At 68.6% G+C, this 15206-nt stretch carries 15 protein-coding genes and 1 pseudogene; 11 read left to right on the plus strand and 5 right to left on the minus strand.

Features of this window, described 5'->3' with window-relative positions:
• Positions 1-59: 59 nt before the first annotated feature.
• The 3 genes from AC1RR5_RS22305 to AC1RR5_RS22315 all read left to right on the plus strand — a co-directional run bounded on the left by AC1RR5_RS22305 (position 60) and on the right by AC1RR5_RS22315 (position 1973).
• The gene (locus AC1RR5_RS22305; RefSeq protein WP_492925145.1) at positions 60-431 is read left to right on the plus strand and encodes a DUF4870 family protein; all 372 of its coding nucleotides are present in this window, start codon (positions 60-62) and stop codon (positions 429-431) included.
• A gap of 3 nt (positions 432-434) precedes the next feature.
• Entirely contained in the window at positions 435-839 is a 405-nt protein-coding gene (locus AC1RR5_RS22310; RefSeq protein WP_492925147.1) for a DUF4870 family protein, read from the plus strand.
• A 156-nt stretch (positions 840-995) separates the two neighbouring features.
• Positions 996-1973, plus strand: a complete 978-nt coding sequence (locus AC1RR5_RS22315; RefSeq protein ID WP_492925149.1) for a tetratricopeptide repeat protein — start codon at positions 996-998, stop codon at positions 1971-1973.
• Between the two features lie 24 nt (positions 1974-1997).
• Here AC1RR5_RS22315 and AC1RR5_RS22320 read toward each other — a convergent pair whose 3' ends face one another.
• Positions 1998-2966, minus strand: coding sequence for a helix-turn-helix domain-containing protein (locus AC1RR5_RS22320; RefSeq protein ID WP_492925151.1), 969 nt, complete (start codon positions 2964-2966; stop codon positions 1998-2000).
• 211 nt (positions 2967-3177) lie between these two features.
• Here AC1RR5_RS22320 and AC1RR5_RS22325 point away from each other — a divergent pair, with 211 nt between their 5' ends.
• From AC1RR5_RS22325 to AC1RR5_RS22340, 4 genes and pseudogenes are all read left to right on the plus strand, one after another.
• Positions 3178-3423 (plus strand): hypothetical protein, encoded by a 246-nt coding sequence (locus AC1RR5_RS22325; RefSeq protein WP_492925153.1) that lies wholly within the window; start codon positions 3178-3180, stop codon positions 3421-3423.
• Positions 3424-3724: 301 nt separating this feature from the next.
• The gene (ahpC, locus tag AC1RR5_RS22330; protein ID WP_492925155.1) at positions 3725-4288 is read left to right on the plus strand and encodes an alkyl hydroperoxide reductase subunit C; all 564 of its coding nucleotides are present in this window, start codon (positions 3725-3727) and stop codon (positions 4286-4288) included.
• Between the two features lie 129 nt (positions 4289-4417).
• Positions 4418-6004, plus strand: coding sequence for an alkyl hydroperoxide reductase subunit F (gene ahpF, locus AC1RR5_RS22335; RefSeq protein WP_492925157.1), 1587 nt, complete (start codon positions 4418-4420; stop codon positions 6002-6004).
• A 452-nt stretch (positions 6005-6456) separates the two neighbouring features.
• Positions 6457-7587: pseudogene (locus AC1RR5_RS22340) on the plus strand (phosphatidylinositol-specific phospholipase C1-like protein); the annotation flags it as partial.
• A 663-nt stretch (positions 7588-8250) separates the two neighbouring features.
• Here AC1RR5_RS22340 and AC1RR5_RS22345 read toward each other — a convergent pair.
• Positions 8251-9165, minus strand: a complete 915-nt coding sequence (locus tag AC1RR5_RS22345; protein WP_492925159.1) for a LysR family transcriptional regulator — start codon at positions 9163-9165, stop codon at positions 8251-8253.
• A gap of 123 nt (positions 9166-9288) precedes the next feature.
• Between AC1RR5_RS22345 and AC1RR5_RS22350 the strand changes: the two genes are divergently transcribed.
• Entirely contained in the window at positions 9289-10041 is a 753-nt protein-coding gene (locus AC1RR5_RS22350) for an SDR family NAD(P)-dependent oxidoreductase (protein WP_492925161.1), read from the plus strand.
• Positions 10042-10117: 76 nt separating this feature from the next.
• Here the strand turns inward: AC1RR5_RS22350 and AC1RR5_RS22355 are convergent, their stop codons facing one another.
• Entirely contained in the window at positions 10118-11008 is an 891-nt protein-coding gene (locus tag AC1RR5_RS22355) for a branched-chain amino acid aminotransferase (protein ID WP_492925163.1), read from the minus strand.
• 80 nt (positions 11009-11088) lie between these two features.
• Here AC1RR5_RS22355 and AC1RR5_RS22360 point away from each other — a divergent pair, with 80 nt between their 5' ends.
• From AC1RR5_RS22360 to AC1RR5_RS22370, 3 genes are all read left to right on the plus strand, one after another.
• Positions 11089-11595, plus strand: a complete 507-nt coding sequence (locus tag AC1RR5_RS22360) for a MarR family winged helix-turn-helix transcriptional regulator (protein ID WP_492925165.1) — start codon at positions 11089-11091, stop codon at positions 11593-11595.
• Positions 11592-12293 (plus strand): response regulator, encoded by a 702-nt coding sequence (locus AC1RR5_RS22365; RefSeq protein WP_492815480.1) that lies wholly within the window; start codon positions 11592-11594, stop codon positions 12291-12293. The genes AC1RR5_RS22360 and AC1RR5_RS22365 overlap by 4 nt, the downstream gene beginning before the upstream one ends.
• Positions 12294-12432: 139 nt before the next feature.
• Entirely contained in the window at positions 12433-13773 is a 1341-nt protein-coding gene (locus AC1RR5_RS22370) for an ATP-binding protein (protein ID WP_492925167.1), read from the plus strand.
• On the opposite strand, the gene AC1RR5_RS22375 is transcribed toward AC1RR5_RS22370, so the two are convergent.
• On the minus strand, positions 13770-14306 hold the full coding sequence (locus AC1RR5_RS22375) for a TetR family transcriptional regulator (protein WP_492925169.1): 537 nt from the start codon (positions 14304-14306) through the stop codon (positions 13770-13772). The genes AC1RR5_RS22370 and AC1RR5_RS22375 overlap by 4 nt on opposite strands.
• 51 nt (positions 14307-14357) lie before the next feature.
• Entirely contained in the window at positions 14358-15140 is a 783-nt protein-coding gene (gene proC / locus AC1RR5_RS22380) for a pyrroline-5-carboxylate reductase (protein ID WP_492925170.1), read from the minus strand.
• Positions 15141-15206 lie beyond the last annotated feature (66 nt).

Consider the following 15206-nt stretch of genomic DNA (forward strand, 5'->3'; position numbering starts at 1 on the left):
TGCATCGCGCGGCCAACCGCGCGACGATTGGGCCAACGACGTTCTCTTAGGCTCAAGCTTTGTCCGACCCCGTTATCGACCCCGCCGTGCCGCCCCGGCTGCAGGACGACAAGACCATGCCCGGCGTGGTCTATGCCCTGCACATCGCCGGCGCCGTGACCGGCGGCCTGACCAGCCTGATCGGCGTGATCATCGCCTATATCAGCCGCAAGGACGCGCCCGAGTGGCTGGCCAGCCACTACGAATTCCAGATCCGCACCTTCTGGCTGGCCCTGCTGTTCAGCGTGGCCAGCATCATCCTGACGCCGGTCGGCATCGGCGTGGTGGCCCTGGTCGCCACCGGCCTGTGGCTGGTGGTGCGCGGCGTCGTCGGCCTGTCGACCCTGCTCAAGGGCCAACCCTATCCCACTCCCAAGAACTGGATGCTCTAAGCCATGACCGACGCGACCACCGCCATCGAGGCCCGCGCCGAAGAGGACAAGATCCTGCCCGCCGTGGTCTACGGCCTCTATCTGCTGGGCTTCACCAACGGCCTGACCTTCATCGTCGGCCTGATCGTGGCCTATGTGAACCGCGACGCGGCCGGCCCGATCAACGAGAGCCACTACACCTTCGCCATCCGGACCTTCTGGCTGTCGATCGCCTGGTTCATCATCGGCGGCCTGCTGCTGGCGTTCGGCATTCCGCTGACCCTGCTGCTGATCGGCATCCCGATGATGATCGTCGGTGGCGCGATCATGGGCGCCGTCAGCCTGTGGTTCGTTGTCCGCTGCGTGATGGGCATCTATTATCTGGTGCGCGGCGAGGGCTATCCACGCCCCCGCGCCTGGTTGATTTAGAGGCGCCTTAGCCGCCAGGCGCCCACGACGCAGTCAGCCGCTCGGCGCGCTTCTCCTGCCGGTTGAGACGGCTCGACGGAGCATGGGCCGTGCGCTGACTAGTGCGCTCTGGCGGTGGGACGCCCTATTTATGGGTTTAGCGTTCGGGGGGACGTGATGCTGGCGCGACTGGTTGGGATCATCTTGGGGCTGATCCTGGCGACGTCGGGATACGTGGTGGCGGGCTGGGGCTCGCTGGGGACTTGGGCCACGAATCTCGATCTCGGACCGTTCGAGCCGCATCGCCCCACTGCCGGTGCGGCGGCGGCGATCGTGGGCGGAGGGCTCATCATCGCCGCCCTGCTACCGCGCCGTAAGCCGAAGAAGAAAGCCGCGCCGATGGCGTTCGGGATGGCGCTGGAGCCGCAGGCCCAGCCCGTCGTGGCGCGTGAACCCGCGCCGGCGCCGACGCCCGTTCCGCAGCCGCAGCCCGTCGCGCCGCCGATCCTGCCGGTCGCCGCCACGCCCGCGCCGCAGCCGCAGGCTCCGCCACCGCCCAGGCCGGAGACCTTCGCAGAGATGCGCGCGCGCCTGGTCGCGCTCAGCCACAACGAGTCGTGGGCCGAAGCCGCCCGCATCCTGACCGCCATGAAGCGCATGGCCCAGACCCCCGAGGAGCTGGCCACCGTCTATCGCGACCTGGGTGACTTCGCGCGCGGCCAGGGCCAGGCCGACGAGGCCGCCGAAGCCTATGAGACCGCCGTCTCCTACGCCCGCGAGGTGCGCCAGGCCCGCCCGAACGACGAGACCGCCGAGCTGCTGGCCGGCGCGCTGTCGGGCGTCGGCGACGCGGCGGAAGCGGAAGGTCGCCTGGACGCTGCCCTCTCGGCCTTCGAGGAAGCCCTGGCCCTGCGCCGCACGCGCGGCGGCCGCGAGGCCGGCGACACCCAGGCCCAGCGCGCCCTGTCGGTGAACCTGGAACGCCTGGCCGACCTGCGCGAGGACCGCGGCCACCGCATGCGGGCCCTCGACCTCTACCGCGAAAGCTACGACATCGCCGGCCGCCTCGCCGCCGCCGACCCGGCCCGGTTTGGCCCGGACCTGGCCGCGACGCGGGCCCGGATGAACGAGCTGGAAGCGAAGATCCAGGGGTAGGGCCGACGGTCCTCCCGTTCTACGTCACCGTCCGCGCGCCTGGGTCGGCGAGAGCCCGTAGGTCCTGCGAAACTGCCTGTTGAAATACGACAGATCGTTGAAACCGCTCGCCGCGGCGATATCGGTGATGCGCAGCACATCGCCTTCGGCGCTGGTTAGCAACGCCATGGCGCGCGCGAGCCGCAGAGCGTTGACACGCTGGTCCAGCGACTGCCCCGTCTCCGCCAGCAGCTCATTGACGTAACGTCGCGACAGACCCAGCGAGCGCGCCAACGCCTCGGACGAAAATCCAGGCTGCGCGAAGCTCTTGTCGATGGTCAGCAGGATATCGGTCAGCCGTTTGGCCCGCAGCCCTCGTCCAGCCGCAGCTTCGGCGGCATCTCCCCTGCCGCCCAATCCCAGGACCGCCAGGTCGGTCAGCATGGCGCCGATGCTGACGCCGATGTCCCCTGGAAGGGTCTGCTCCCCGCTCCGCAGCAGGAAGTCCGCATAGCTTTGCAGGTGTCGCAAGGCCGGCGTATTGACCGCGATGGGGCGGGCCAGCGCATCCTCGATCCCGGGCGCCAGCGCCGCCAATCGCGCCCGGTCAAAGCCGATCATGTGCCCGGAAACGCGATCCTGCTCGCGCCGCTCGAAGGCGACGGTATTGCTCCAGATCAGCATCTCGCCGGCATGGATGACGCTGTCGCGGCCGCAGTGGCGCACCCAGACGGGCCGAGGCGATCGGTTGAAGCCCATATAGAGATAGTCGTGCTTGTCGGCGGCGGCTTGCGCCGCGGTGCGCACGTAGTGGCTCGTGGTTGCATCGACCTGCGCGACGACAACCTCGTTGAACCAGGCGACCTCCGCCCGCGCCTCGAACGGCCGGTCGGGAATCGCTGCGATGTCGCAAGCGCCGACTTCGTCGCCCCACAGCTCCTGCCAACGATCAACGCGGGTCTTGTCGCTCAAATGGGCCGGCAGGCCACGGGACGTGAAGGTCTTGCGAGTCATCCGGCGTCCAGCGCTGCGTTCGCACACCTTGCCGTTCGCGCAAGCGCAAGAAAACCGGTCTCGCCGCCCGGCGACCATAAAAGTCCGCGGTTCCGCCCGTCAGTCCGCACCCGGCGCTCCGGAGGCCAAGCCCTCTGCCGCGGGTTCGCCGTAAAGGTCTCCGCGATTTCAAAACCGGCGTCGCTGTCGGACCATCCGTGGGGAGTGTTTCATGACCATCGTACGCCGCGCTCGATCGTTATCGATCGCCGTCTGCATCGCTTCAGCCAGCCTCCTGGCCGCCCAGCCGGCGCTGGCCGGTCCGGTCGAGCCCGGGACGAAGGCCCGCGAGGCCGCGCCCGAAAACCCGGACAAGCTGGAGAGCCTGGAAAACTTCATTCAGAAGATCCTGAAGCTCGTGAAGGATATGAAGGACCGGACGTCCGAAACCTCGACCGGACCGATGAAGCGGGGCTGATCGACGGATAGTTTTCGCGTTAGCCCGGCGCTCGTCGCCGGGCTTTTGCCGTTGGGCCCATGGGCTAAGCGCTTTTCCCACAAGATTTTATGACCGTGCGCTGAGCAGCGCCCGCTCACAAACCGTACTCGACTTTCGATAATTCATCGCTTGATCAAGCGGGTCGGGCGCTAAGCCCCAGACCCATCTCGCTTTTGCGAGATCGATAGATCCACTCTATCCATAGAACTAGTTTTATCAATTTGATTAATCGGAAACCCCTTCGCTACAAGGGCGCATCTTCTTCCAACCGGAGCGCCTCATGTCGCTGATCAACACCGAGATCAAACCCTTCACCGCCCAGGCCTTCAAGGATGGCAAGTTCGTCACGGTCAGCGAAGCCGATACGAAGGGCAAGTGGTCGGTCTTCTTCTTCTACCCCGCCGACTTCACCTTCGTCTGCCCGACGGAGCTGGAAGACCTGGCCGACAACTACGACGTCTTCACCCGTCTGGGCGTCGAGATCTACTCGGTGTCGACCGACACGCACTTCTCGCACAAGGCCTGGCACGACAGCTCGCCGGCGATCGGCAAGATCAAGTACACGATGATCGGCGACCCGTCGGGCGTGGTGACCAACAACTTCGAGATCATGCGTCCGGGCGTCGGCCTGGCCGACCGCGGCACCTTCCTGGTCGACCCGCAAGGCGTGATCCAGTTCATGGAAGTCACCGCTGAAGGCATCGGCCGCAACGCCATCGAGCTGCTGCGCAAGATCAAGGCCGCCCAGTACGTGGCTTCGCACCCGGGCGAAGTCTGCCCGGCGAAGTGGGAAGAGGGTGAAAAGACCCTGGCCCCGTCGCTCGACCTGGTCGGCAAGATCTAAAAGACGACCCGCGTCGCCGCCCGTCATCGGACGGGCGGCGCGCAACCCTCCGATCGTTCGCCGCGTTCGATCCTCCCCCCGAAAATCGAACGCCTAACCTTCCTCCCCTCAGCTTTTTGGGAGCGCCCCATGCTGGACGCCGGTCTGAAGACCCAACTGACTCAGTATCTGCAGAACCTGCGCCAGCCGATCGAACTGGTCGCCTCCCTGGCTGATGACGCCGGGTCGAAGGAGATGCTGGCGCTGCTGGAAGACGTCGCCGCGACGTCCGACAAGGTCAGCCTGAACCTGGCCGGCGACAATGGGCGCAAGCCCTCGTTCGCCATCACCCGCGCCGCTGGCGACGCCGATGTGCGTTTCGCCGGCCTGCCGCTGGGCCACGAATTCACCTCGCTGGTGCTGGCCCTGCTGCACGTCGGCGGCCACCCGCCGCGCATCGACGCGGACGTGATCGAGCGGATCAAGGCGCTGGACGGCGACTACCGCTTCGAGACCTATTTCTCGCAGTCCTGCCAGAACTGCCCCGACGTGGTGCAGGCGCTGAACACCATGAGCGCCCTGAACCCGCGCATCAGCCACGTCGCCATCGACGGCGCCCTGTTCAAGGCCGAGGTCGAGGCCCGCGAAGTCATGGCCGTGCCGACCATCCTGCTGAACGGCGTCCCGTTCGGCCAGGGCCGCATGGACGTCGAGCAGATCCTGGCCAAGCTGGACACCGGCGCCGAGGCCCGCGCGGCCGAGAAGATCAAGACCAAGGACGCCTTCGAGGTGCTGGTCATCGGCGGCGGTCCGGCCGGCGCGGCCGCGGCGATCTATGCCGCCCGCAAGGGCATCCGGACAGGTGTCGCGGCCGAGCGTTTCGGCGGCCAGGTGCTGGACACCATGGCCATCGAGAACTTCATCTCGGTCACCCACACCGAAGGCCCCAAGCTGGCCTCGGCCCTGGAACAGCACGTCAAGGAATACGACGTCGACGTGATGAACCTGCAGAAGGCCGTCGGCCTGGTTCCGGCCAAGACTCCGGGTGGCCTGCATGAGATCAAGCTGGAGAACGGCGCGTCCCTGAAGGCCCGCACCGTCATCCTGTCGACCGGCGCCCGCTGGCGGAACGTCAACGTCCCCGGCGAGGCCGAGTACCGGAACAAGGGCGTGGCCTACTGCCCGCACTGCGACGGCCCGCTGTTCAAGGGCAAGCGCGTGGCGGTGATCGGCGGCGGCAACAGCGGCGTCGAGGCGGCCATCGACCTGGCCGGCATCGTCGCCCACGTGACGCTGATCGAGTTCGACAGCCAGCTGCGCGCCGACGCCGTGCTGCAACGCAAGCTGGCCAGCCTGCCGAACGTCAAGATCGTCACCTCGGCCATGACCACCGAGATCCACGGCGAGAACGGCAAGGTCTCGGGCCTGAGCTACAAGGACCGCAACCACGACAGCGTCCACCGCGTCGACCTGGAAGGCGTGTTCGTCCAGATCGGCCTGGTCCCCAACACCGAGTGGCTGAAGGACTCAGGCGTGGCTCTGTCGAACCGTGGCGAGATCGAGGTCGACTATCGCGGCGAGACGTCGATCCCCGGCGTCTTCGGCGCGGGCGACGCGACCACCACGCCGTACAAGCAGATCATCATCGCCATGGGCGAAGGCTCCAAGGCCTCGCTGTCGGCCTTCGACTACCTGATCCGCCAGGTCCCGGCGAACGAGGAGCAGGAGGCGGCGTAAGGGCCGACTTCACACCAAAAAACGCTGTGTCATCCCGGACGGCCTCAGGCCGATCCGGGACCCAGGGGCAACCGCCCTACACTGCCCCCTGGGTCCCGGCTCTCCGCTTCGCTGCGGCCGGGATGACACGAGAATGTTGAAGCCGTCCGAGCCATCTCGGGCGGCCTCGTCATTAAAAACGTAGCGTTTATTGCCGCCGGAGGTGATGCAGTAACGTCCTCCTCTCGGGCCAATACAGACCTTCCCGCTAGAACACGAACAGGAACCGGTGTCCGTCTCGCGACGCTGCTCCTTGATCCCACCGCTGAAGCCTCGAGCTCGCCTCGGCCTCTTCGACAGGCTCGTGCCGGTCATCGGTTCGAGCCAATGCCATCCGCGAGCGTTGCGTCCACCGACGTCAAACCTTCACATAGCCCAGCTAGTCCGACGAGCCTGGTTCCCGGAGTTCGCCCATGCTGACCTTGCTCGCCGCCCTCGCGGTCGCCGCCGCCCCCTGCCCCGCCGGCGACGAAAGCCCGGCCTGCGTCCGTGAACGGATGGACGCCCTGCGGATGACCGACCTGATGGTCGTGGGCACGCACAATTCCTACAAGCTGCTGCCGCCGGCCGACGAGATGGCGGCCATGGTCGCGGCGAAAGGCCAGGCGGCGCTGGGCATCGACTATGGTCATCGTCTGCTCGCCGAGCAGCTGGACGCCGGCGCCCGCCAGCTGGAGATCGACGTCGTCGCCGATCCCGACGGCGGCCGCTACGCCAAGCCGCTGACGGTCTTCGGGCGCGGGACGGTGCTGCCGCCGGAGACCGCCGCCGCCCTGGCCAAGCCGGGCTTCAAGACCATTCATATGCCCGACGTCGACTTTCGGTCGTCGTGCTTGACCTTCGTGGCCTGCCTGAAGGAGATCCGCACATGGTCGGATGCCCACCGCGACCACGCGCCGATCCTGATCATGATGAACGCCAAGGAAGGCGCGGCGACCGTCCCCGGCGGCGTGGTCCCGCTGGTCTTCACCGAAAAGCTCTATGACGACCTGGACGCCGAGATCCGCTCGGTGTTCGGCGACGACCGCCTGATCACGCCCGACCAGGTGCAAGGCAAGGCCAAGACCCTGCGCGAAGGTGTGCTGGCCGGCGCCAAAATGGGTGGAGGATGGCCCAAGCTGGGCGCGGCGCGCGGCAAGGTGTTCTTCGCCCTCGACGAGTCCCCCGAGAAGGTCGCGATCTATCGCGGCAAGCGCGCCTCGCTGGAGGGGCGGGCGGCCTTCATCAACACCGATGAGGCCTCTCCCGCCGCAGCCTACCTGACCCTGAACGATCCGATCGGCCAGAAGGACCGCATCGCCGCCGCCGTGAAGGCCGGCTTCATCGTCCGCACCCGCGCCGACGCCGACACCTGGGCCGCGCGGACCAATGACGTGCGCCAGCGCACCGCCGCCCTGACCAGCGGCGCGCAGTACATCTCGACCGACTACATGTGGGCCGACCCGCGCCTGCCGGGCGGCTACACCGTGCGCCTGACCGGCGGCGACGTCGCCGCCTGCAATCCCGTTCGCGCCGAGAAGACCTGCGACGGCCTGGCGATCGAGGCCCTGCCCGGCGCGCCGCAGCGCGGCTACCTGCAACCCGCCGCTCGTCCGGACCTGACCAAGATCCTGGCCCAGCCCCCCGCGCCCGGGTCGCCCCGCGCCCTGGCCGACGCGGCGATCTTCGACCAGAGCCGGGCCTTGAAAGACAGCCCGCGCTGGAAGCTGGCCACCGACGACGTGAAAGGCACGGCCTTCCACCACTTCGAGACCGCCCTGGGCGTAACGCTGACCCCAGCCAACGCGCCGATCCTCAATGCCCTGCTGGAGCGCGCCGGCGACGACCGCTCGGTGGTCGGCCTGGCCAAGACCCATTGGGGCACGCAGCGGCCCTATGTCGGCAAGGACGCCGCTCCGGTCTGCGAGCCCAAGCGCCCCGACCTGACCGCCAATCCCGACTATCCGTCCGGTCACTCGGCCTTCGGCGAGCACGTGGCCCTGATCCTAGCCGAGGTCGTCCCCGTCCGCGCCGACGCCCTCTACGCCCGCGGCCGCGAGTATGCCGAGAGCCGCTGGATCTGCGGCAGTCACACCGTAAGCGCCACGGAGGCCGGCCTGCAGTCGGGCATGGTGATCTACGCCGCCGAGCACCGCTCGGAAGCCTTCCTGCGCGACATCGCCATGGCGCGGGCCGAGGTGGCGGCGGCGATCGCGGCGAAGTAGGCGCTAGGCCCTCACCGGCCCGAACAGCACGGGATCCTTGAACCGCTGGGCCAGGTGATCGATCCAGGCGCGCACATGCGGCGGCAGGCCGGTGCGGGTCGTGAAGACCAGGTGCACGATGCCGTCCTGGCCGGCCCAGTCGGGCAGGATGCGCACCAGCCGACCCGAGCCCAGGGCCTCGGCGCAGGCGTGGTCGGGCAGCAGCGCCACGCCCAGGTCGGCCAAAGCCGCCTCGCGCACGGCTTCGAAACTGCCGCAGGCCAGGCGCGGGCGATGGCTCAGCACATGGGTCGCGCCCTCCGGCCCCTCCAGCGTCCAGCTCGCCTCGCCCAGCTGCTCAGAGGTGCTCAGCGTCGGCAGCTCGGCCAGGGCGGTGATGGCGCTGGAGGTCAGGCGGTTGGCCAGGGCCGGACTGGCCACCAGGATCCGCCGGCTGTGGGCCAGGGTGCGCATGGTCAGGGCCGCGTCGGTCTCCAGCTTGATCCGCACGCGCAAGGCTACGTCGATGCTCTCGGCGATCAGGTCGACCGGCCGGTCCACCGCCAGCAGCCGCACCTGCACACGCGGATGACGCGAAAGAAAGTCCGGCAGCATCGGTGAAACCAGCTCCACCAGGCCCGTCGGGCACGAGAAATTCACCAGCCCGCGCGGCTCGCTGAGGCTGGCCGCCACCAGGGCCTGGGCGCGATCGGCCGCCGCCACGGCTACCTGGGCCTGCTCGTGGAACGCCCGGCCGATCTCGGTGACCCGGAAGCGCCGGGACGAGCGCTCGATCAGACGGGCGCCCAGCCGCTCCTCCAGCTGCGCCACGCGGCGGCTGAGCTTGGACTTCGGGACGTTCAGCGCCCGTCCGGCCGGCGCGAAGCCGCCATGCGCCACGACCTGGGCGAAATAGTAGAGGTCGTTGAGATCCTGCATCGCGCCATCGTCCCATTTTCAGAACGAAGAGTAGCGATTTCGCCGTCTGCTGGCATCAGCGTTCTGGATCTATCTCTTCTGCATCGGCGGAAACGGTCCGCCCCCAAGCAAAGGAGAAGGGTCATGACCCGCAAATTGGACAACAAGGTCGCCATCGTCACCGGCGCCACCACGGGCATCGGCCTGGGCATCGCCCGCCAGCTGGTCGCCGAGGGCGCCAAGGTCTTCATCACCGGCCGTCGCCAAGCCGAACTGGACGCGGCGGTGGCTGAGCTCGGCCATGGCGTCATCGGCGTGCGCAGCGACGTCTCGGACCTGGCCGACCTCGACCGCCTGTATGACGAGGTGCAAAAGCACGTCAGCCACATCGACATCCTGGTCGCCAATGCCGGCGGCGGCACGTTCGCCCCGATCGGCGCGATCACCGAGGAAGACTTCGACCGCACCTTCGCGATCAATGTGAAGGGCACGCTGTTCACGGTGCAGAAGGCCCTGCCGCTGATGCGCGACGGCGGCTCGATCATCCTGACCAGCTCGACCAGCACGACCCGCGCCCTGCCGGCCTTCAGCGTCTATGGCGCGACCAAGGCCGCGATCCGCAACTTCGCCCGCCACTGGATCCTGGACCTCAAGGACCGCCAGATCCGCGTCAACGCCATCAGCCCCGGGCCGACCAAGACCCCCGGCCTGACGGGCCTGACCAGCAGCGAAGCGGAATGGAACGCCTTCGAAGGCCAGCTGGCCGCCCAGGTGCCGCTGGGCCGTGTCGCCCATCCCGACGAGATCGGCCGCGCCGCGGTGTTCCTGGCCTCCAGCGACGCCAGCTTCGTCAATGGCGTCGAGCTGTTCGTCGACGGCGGCATGGCGCAGATCTAGTCCGCGCCCCACGATGAAAAACGCCGCCCGGATCGCTCCGGGCGGCGTCATCTTTTCTAGCGACGGAGCGTCAGCCTCAGGCCGGTTGCAGCGCCTCGTTGCGGACCAGGGCCGCATAGGTGTCCATCAGGTCCAGCGACAGCTTGCCGGGCGTGAACTTGAACTCGCCGATCTCCGAGACCGGGGTCACCTCGGCGGCGGTGCCGACGATGAAGCACTCGGTGAAGGTCGAGAGCTCTTCCTTCTGGATGTGGCGCTCGACGATCTCGATGCCCTTAGCCCGCGCGATGTCGATCACCGTGCGGCGGGTGATGCCGTCCAGGAAGCAGTCGGGCTTGGGCGTGTGCAGCGCGCCGTCCTTGACGAAAAACACATTCGCGCCCGTGGCTTCCGCCACATAGCCGCGATAATCGAGCATCATCGCGTCGGCATAGCCTTCCTTCTCGGCGGCGTGCTTGGAGATGGTGCAGATCATGTAGAGGCCGGCGGCCTTGGCCGCGACGGGGGCGGTCTTCGGGTCCGGACGCTGATACTTGGCCCAGGTCAGGCGGATGCCCTTGGCCTTGGTGGCCGGATCGAAGTAGCTGGGCCAGTCCCACACGGCGATGGCGACGTGGATCTTGGTCTGTTGCGCCGAAACACCGATCATCTCGCTGCCGCGCCAGGCGATCGGGCGAACATAACAATCTGTGAGATTGTTCTTCGCCGCCGTCGCCTTGCAGGCCTCGTCGATCTCGGCCACGCTGTACGGGATCTCGAAGTCCAGGATTTCCGCCGACTTGAACAGGCGTTCGGTATGCTCGGTCAGCTTGAAAATTTCGCCGCCGTACATCCGCTCGCCCTCGAAGACCGACGAAGCGTAGTGAAGGCCATGGGTCAAAATATGCACCTTCGCGTCGCGCCAGGGTACAAATTGCCCGTCCAGCCAGATCCAGCCGTCGCGATCGTCGAAGGGAACCAGAGACATCGGCCCAAGACCTCCTTATGGGAAACCCGGCCCTTAGACGCCCCGAGGGCCAACGCGTCAAATAAAATGGACTCTTGGTGATGATAGCCCCGCTGCAGCCCGGTTCGGACGATCCCCGTCTGATCCTCCGCGAGGAGGAGCTGGATGGCGGGCTGGAGCTGATCCTGCTGGCCGAGGCCGCGCTGTGGGCCGCCGTCGACGCGGCGCTGGAGAGCGAGACCCTGGGGCTGGGTCGCTCGCACTGGCGCGCGGCCTTCCTGCTGCGCCGCCGGCCGGGCATCGGGGTGCAGGACCTGTCGAAGCTGACCAGCCTTTCGAAACAGGCCGCCAGCCGCACCCTGGCCGACCTGCAGAAGGCCGGCCTGGTCGAGCGCGGCTCGGGCGATCTGGACGGCCGTCGGCGTCCGGCGACCCTGACCCCCGAGGGCGTGGCCTTCGAACAGCGCACGGCAGAGCGCTTGCGGGCGCTGCTGGCGCGGGCCTATCGCACGGGCGGACTGGATGGCGTGGCCGGCACGCGGCGTATCCTGGCGGCGCTGGCCGGTTCGCGGCAGGGCGTCGGCCCCGGGCGGCGAGCCGTTCCATGACGCCTGAAGAACGCCGCGAGCGCCACATCCTGGTGGTCGACGACGACGACCGCCTGCGCAAGCTGATCAAGGAATTCCTCAGCCGGGCCGGCTTCCGGGTCACCGCCGCCGCCGACGCGGCCGGGGCCGACCGCCTGTTCGGCGCCCTGGACTTCGACCTGATGGTGCTGGACGTGATGATGCCGGGCGAGGACGGCTACGCCTTCACCAAGCGCCTGCGGTCCAAGGGCGGCGAGAGCGGCCGCACGCCGATCCTGATGCTGACCGCCCGCGACCAGACCGCCGACCGCATCGAGGGCCTGTCCAGCGGCGTCGACGACTATCTGGGTAAGCCGTTCGAGCCGCAGGAACTGCTGCTGCGCATCGAGGCCATCCTGCGCCGCTCGCAGGCCCGGCCGACCGGCAGCAAGGCGCTCAGCCTGGGCAATTGCGCCTTCGACAGCGACCGGGGCGAGCTGACCTGCGACGGCGAGGCCGTGCGCCTGACCGAGGCCGAGGTGACGCTGCTCCGCCGCCTGGCCCGCTCGGCCCACGAACCGGTCGACCGCCTGGAACTGGCCCGCGACACCGCCGACGCCACCGGCCGCGCCGTCGACGTCCAGGTCACCCGCCTGCGCCGCAAGATCGAGCCGGACCCCAAGAACCCGCGCTATCTGCAGACGGTGCGGGGGGTCGGCTATCGGTTGGCGCCGGATTGATGGCTAGCTTCAAGATCCTCCCCCTAGCGGGGGAGGTGTCGGCGAAGCCGACGGAGGGAGAAGTCGGCCGGCATAGGGGATGTAGTCTTCCCCCACCGGTCCTTCGGACCACCTCCCCCGCTGGGGGGAGGATTTAGGCATGCCGCTCAGCACCCGCTTCCACATCCCTCGCCCGCTCAAGCGCCTGCTGCCCACCACCCTTTTCGGGCGCAGCCTGTTGATCATCATCCTGCCGGTGGCAGTGATGCAGATCGCCGTGACCTGGGCGTTCTTCGACGCCCACTGGCAGGCGGTGACCTCGCGTCTGTCCGAGGGCCTGGCCGGCGACATCGCCTGGGCCGTGCAGTCCTACGAGGACGATCCCAGCCCCGCCGCCGTCGACAAGCTGGCCAAGCGGGCCGAGGACTCGATGTCGCTGTCGCTGGCCTTCCAGCCGGGCCGGAAGCTGCCGACCAGCCACCGCCCCTCGCTGTTCGCGGCCCTGGACCGCTCGCTGGACCGGGCGCTGGAGGACCGGCTCGACAACCCGTTCTGGTTCGATACCACCCGCTACACCGCCTATATCGACATCCGCGTGCAGGTGCCGGGCGGGGTCTTGCAGATCTACGCCCTGCGCGACCGGGCCTACGCCACGCAAGGGCACATCTTCATCCTGTGGATGGTGGTGGCGACCATGCTGCTGACGGCGATCGCCATCCTGTTCATCCGCAACCAGGTGCGGGCCATCGAGCGCCTGGCCGACGCCGCCGACGCCTTCGGCCGGGGCGAGGATCCCGACTTCAAGCCGCACGGCGCGCGCGAGGTGCGAAAGGCCGCCTACGCCTTCATCGCCATGAAGGCCCGCATCGTCCGCCATATCGAGCAGCGCACCGCCCTGCTGGCCAGCGTCAGCCACGACCTGCGCACGCCCCTGACCCGCCTGAAGCTGGAAATGGCCATGTCCGAGCCCAGCGAGCAGCTGGAGGCGATGAAGGGCGACCTCTCCGAAATGGAGCACATGATCGACGAGTACCTGGCCTTCGCCCGCGGCGAGGGCGGCGAGGACGCGCGGGTGGTCGATCTGTCGGAGCTGGTCGAGGACGTGGTCGCCCAGGCCGAGCGCAGCGGCGCGATGATCGAGACCGAGATCACCCGGGGGCTGGAGGCGCGGCTGCGCCCGCTGGCCTTCCGCCGGGCCCTGGCCAACCTGGTCGACAACGGCGTCGCCCACGCCGACCGCGTGCGGGTCACCGCCACGGCCAGGCTCACCGGCGGCGTCGAGATCGCCGTCGACGACGACGGGCCGGGGATCCCCGAGGACAGGTACGAAGAGGCCTTCAAGCCGTTCTCGCGCCTGGACGAAAGCAGGAACCAGAACGAGAAGGGCGTGGGGCTGGGCCTGGCCATCGCACGGGACATGGCGCGCGGGCTTGGCGGGGACCTGGTGCTGTCGCGGTCGATGATGGGGGGGCTGAGGGCCCTGATCCGGCTGCCGGGCTAGAACCCGGCCCCGATCTTCGCGAGCCGCTCGGCCATCTGCTTCAGGCGCTTGTCCAGCTCGGCCATGGTGCGGTTCAGGGCGCCTTCGTCGTCGCGCCAGACCTGGACCACGCGGGCCCAGACGGCGGTCATGGCCAGGAGGCGCGGCGGGGTCGCGGGGACGCCGGCGGCTTCCAGGATCGCGCGGGCGATGCGGGGGAAGCGAGCGGCCGAGGCTAGCGGGCCTTCGGACTTGGCGATGGCCAGCAGGGCGGCGCGGTGGGGCTCCATGGCTTCCAGGCGCGCCATGGCGGCGTCGAATAGGCGATCGTGGGCCTCGGAGTTTTCCGGGTAGTCGACGCCGAGGGCCGCGCGATCGAAGCGGGCCGAGAGGTGGGCGAGGACGGCGGGCTTGCTGGAGGCGGCCGCGTAGAGGTCGGGGAACGGGAGGTCGGCGCGGACGGCGATGTCGCGCAGGGAGACGTTGGGCCAGGCCTTGTCGGCGGCGAGGGCCAGGGCGGCGTCGGCGGCGCGGTCTAGGGTTTCGGCGGTCATGACAAACAGATGAGCCGAGGCGCGCCCCGAGACAACCCTATCCCATGCCGATCAGCCGCCCAGCGCCTTCGAACGCGCCACCGCCGCGTCCAGCGCCTTGGGCAGCAGGTCGCCGAACCCGCCCTCGCCCATCAGCACGCTCAACGCCGCCGCGGTCGTGCCGCCTGGCGAGGTCACCTGCTTGCGCAGTTCGGCCGGCTCCTCGCCGCCGCGCTCCATCAGGGCGGCCGCGCCGATGATCGTGGCGCGGGCGAGCTTGGCGCTGTCTGCCGCGTTAAGGCCTTGAGCCGCACCGGCAGCCTCGAGGGCCTCGACGAAAGCGTAAAGATAGGCCGGGGCCGAGCCCGAGACGGCGGTCGCCGCGTGCATCAGGTCTTCGTTCGGCAGATCGACCACGGTCGCCACCGGCGCGAACAGCGCGTGAGCCGCCGCGCGAGCATCCGCATCCTCGGCGAAGATCGACGCCGTCCCGCGCCCAATCGCCACCGCCGTCGTCGGCATCACCCGCGCCACCCGCCGGCCGCCGAACGCCTCGGAGATATCCGCCGCGCGCACCCCGGCGGCGATCGAGACCACCACCGCGTCGGGCGCCAAGTGCGGAACCACGTCCTTGACCGCCTCGCGCCAGATCTGCGGCTTCACGGCCAGCAGCACGGTCTTGGCCGCGCCCAGCCCTTCGAGCGCCGGATTGACCACCGCGCCTTCGAAGGCGGCGGCGTCGACGTTCGGATCACGGATGAGCAGGTCGGCGGCCGAAAAGGCGCCGGCGTCGCGCCAGCCCTCGGCCAGAGCCCCGCCCATGCGTCCGGCGCCGAGAAGAAGGATGGGGGTCATGGAAAAGGCTCCGACGATGTCTCGCCGGAGCCCCTTAAGCTTCGAAAACGTCTCGGCCAAGGGCCA

The organism is Caulobacter sp. GW821-FHT11E11, assembly GCF_058808315.1.